The organism is Nocardia sp. NPDC059691, from assembly GCF_042733915.1.
Classification (GTDB): domain Bacteria; phylum Actinomycetota; class Actinomycetes; order Mycobacteriales; family Mycobacteriaceae; genus Nocardia; species Nocardia sichangensis.
Genome location: NZ_JBHWFB010000037.1, coordinates 1 through 3,618 on the forward strand (window position 1 = coordinate 1; position 3,618 = coordinate 3,618).

1 protein-coding gene is annotated in these 3,618 nt (G+C 66.9%); it reads right to left on the reverse strand.

Annotation, left to right across the window (positions count from 1 at the left end; translation table 11 throughout):
* A partial coding sequence (locus ACFV2O_RS36735; protein ID WP_379256381.1) for an amino acid adenylation domain-containing protein occupies positions 1-3,618 on the reverse strand: 3,618 nt, incomplete at both ends.

Consider the following 3,618-nt stretch of genomic DNA (forward strand, 5'->3'; position numbering starts at 1 on the left):
CGGCAACTCCTCGCTCCGCGCCACCGCCACCGCCACCAACGACTCCGGACCCGCACCGTGGGCGATCAACGCCCGCGCCACCTGATTCGCCCGCCGGTGCAACTCACCGAAAGTCAACGTGGTCTCACCGGAACGGATCGCCACCGCGTCCGGACGCAACCACGCCTGTTCGGCGATCACATCCGGCAGTGTCGCACCAGGAACCCAGGCCCCCGGCACATTCCACGCACTCAGCACCTGGTCGCGCTCGCCGGGCGCGAGCACATCGATATCGCCCACCACGGCGGTGGCATCGGCCGCGACCGCCGCCAGGACACGACGGAACCGGCTCGCGAAGTTCCGCACCGTCGATTCGTCGAACAGGTCGGTCGCGTAACCGATCACCACCGACATCCCCGGCGCACCGGGCTGCTCGGCCAGAGTGATCTGCAGATCGAACTTGGCCGCCGACACTCCCGGATCGATGCCCGATACCGTGAGCCCGGGCAACTCGAGCGTCGCGGGAGCGAGGTTCTGCAGCACCAGCATCACCTGGAACAGCGGATGCCGCGCCGCCGAGCGGACCGGATCGAGCAACTCGACCAGCCGCTCGAACGGCAGGTCGGCATGGCCGAACGCGGCGACGTCGGTTTTGCGGACCTCGGCCAGAAGCGTTTCGAACGATGTGCCCGGGTCGACCTCGGAGCGCAACACCAGCGTGTTGACGAACATGCCGATGAGGTCGTCGAGTTCGGCCTCGCCGCGGCCGGCCACCGGGGTGCCGATCGCGATGTCCGAGGTGCCCGACAGCCGGGCCAGCAGCACCGCGAGCGCGGCGTGCACCACCATGAACAGCGTCGAATTGTGTTGTTTGGCCAGCTGTTCGAGCCCGGTGTGCAGGTCGGCGTCGATGTCGAAGGCGAAACTGCCTCCGCGATAGGACGCCTGGGCGGGCCGCGGCCGGTCGGTCGGCAGCGGCAGTTCCTCCGGCAGAGCGGCGAGCGCGTCCCGCCAGTACTCGGCCTGCTGCGAGATCAGGCTCTTCGGGTCGGTCTCGGAGCCGAGCACCTCCCGCTGCCACAGGCTGTAGTCGGCGTACTGCACCGGCAGCGGGGCCATGGCCGGGGCCTCGCCTCTGCTGCGCGCCTCATAGGCCAGGACCAGATCCCGGGTGAGCGGGCCCAGCGACCAGCCGTCGGAGCTGATGTGGTGCGCGACGAAGACCAGCACGTGCTCGGTGGGGTCGTCCGCGCTCGCGGACGCGATCTCGAACAGCGCGACCCGGAACGGGACCTCCGTGGTGACCTCGAACCCCGCGCCGACCACGCTGGTCACCACGGCGACCGAATCGGCCGCGTCGACTCGCGCGGGTGTGAGGTCGATCGGCACCTCGTCCGCCGCGAGCACCCGCTGTACCGGGCCGTCGGACGTCTGCGGGTAGATCGTGCGCAGGATCTCGTGGCGCGCCACCAGATCCGCGACCGCCGCTCGCAGGGCCGCGACGTCCAGATCGCCGGTGAGGCGGATGGCGGCCGGGATGTTGTAGACCGATGAGGCCGGATCGAACTGGTTGAGGAACCACATGCGCTGCTGCGCCAGCGACAACGGGATCCGTTCCGGACGCGGACCGGCCACCAAGGCTTTACGCCCGCCAGCTCCCGCGTGCTGCTCGACCTTCACGGCCAATCCGGCCACGGTGGAGGCCTCGAACAGCACACGCACCGGCACACGGGCATCCAGTGCCGCGCCGATCCGGGCCGCGACCTGCGTCGCCAACAGCGAATTACCACCCAAAGCGAAGAAATCGTCATCCGCGCCCACCCGCTCGACCCCGAGCACCTCGGCGAACACCGACGCCACGATCTCCTCGATCGGAGTCGACGGCGCCCGGAAGGCTTGGACCTCGAACTCCGGCTCCGGCAACGCCTTACGGTCGAGCTTGCCGTTGACGTTCAACGGCAACGCATCCAACACCACGAACGCAGACGGCACCATGTACGACGGCAACCCAGCGCTCAGTTCGGACTTCACCCGAGCCACATCCACGCCGGATCCGGCACCGGCCGTATCGTCGGCATCGCCAGCGGCACCTGCTCCAGCATCCACAGGCACGATGTACGCGACCAACCGGTCACCGGTCTTCGGATCCGACTTCGCGATCACCGCGGTCTGCGCGATCTCCGGCAGCGCGAGCAGCGCGGCTTCGATCTCACCGAGCTCGATACGGAAACCACGAATCTTCACCTGGAAATCCGTACGACCCCGATACTCGAGCTCACCCGTACCGGTCCAAGCGACCAAATCACCCGTGCGATACATCCGCGCACCCGGCTCGAACGGATTCGCCACGAACCGATCCGCCGTCAGATCCGCACGACCGAAATAGCCACGCGCCAACTGCGCACCAGCCAAATACAACTCACCCGACACACCCACCGGAACCGGACGCAAACGCCCATCCAGCACAAACACCCGACTGTTCCACACCGGCGCACCAATGGGAACCGAAACCCGGTCGGTATCACCGACCCGGTGGCTGGTGATGGACACCGCCGCCTCGGTCGGACCATACAAATTGAACAATTCCGTACGCGGATTCTCACGCAAGAACCGCTGCGCCAACGCACCCGGCAACGCTTCACCGATCGCCAACACCCGCCACAGCGAATCCGGCATACCGGCAGTCAACAGGGCGTCCAGCATCGACGGGACGACGTGCAGCGTGGTGACCCATTCCTGGGCCATGAGTTCGTTGAGGTACGTCGGGTCCCGGTGACCGTCGGGTGAGGCGATGACCAAACGGCCACCGCACACTACCGCCGACCAGAACTCCCACACCGAGAGGTCGAACGTCGCGGCCGTCTTCAGCAGAATCGCATCCGCAGCGTCGAGCCCGAACTCGATGTTCTTCCATTGCAACTGGTTCGCGATAGCGCCGTGCGGAACCGCGACACCCTTCGGGCGACCCGTCGAACCCGACGTGAAGATCACATACGCCGTGTTCTCCGGACGCAACGGCGCGACCCGATCGACATCAGCGACCGGCGCGGCATCCAGCTCCGACAGATCCAGTTCATCGATCCGCACCACCGGCGCGACATCGGTCTCGAACTTCGCATCGGCATTCGTCAGCACACAAACCGGTGCGGCCGTCTCCAGGATGTAGCTCGTGCGCTCGGCAGCCTGATCCGGATCCACCGGCACATACGCACCACCGGACTTCGCCACCGCATACATCGCCACGATCAAATCCACCGAGCGACGCAACGCAAGCGCCACCCGCGACTCCGGACCGACACCCAACGAAATCAAATGCCGCGCAAGACGATTCACACGCAAATCGAGTTCGGCGTAGGTCAGCTCGACCCGCTCACCATCGACCGCGTCCGCGACCAGCGCCGTTGAGCGCGGGTCCGCCGCGACACTGGCGTCGAGCAGCGAGGCCAGCGTCGCTCCCGTGTCGACGGCCTGGTCGGTGGCGTTCCAGCGTGCCAGCACGTCGTGCCGTTCGGCGGCGTCGAGCAGTTCGAGATCCCCGACCGGAACGGTGGGATCGGCGACCACGGCGGCGAGGATGCGCGAGAGCCGATCAGCGAACCCTTCGACCGTCGCCCGATCGAAAAGATCGGTCGCATACGT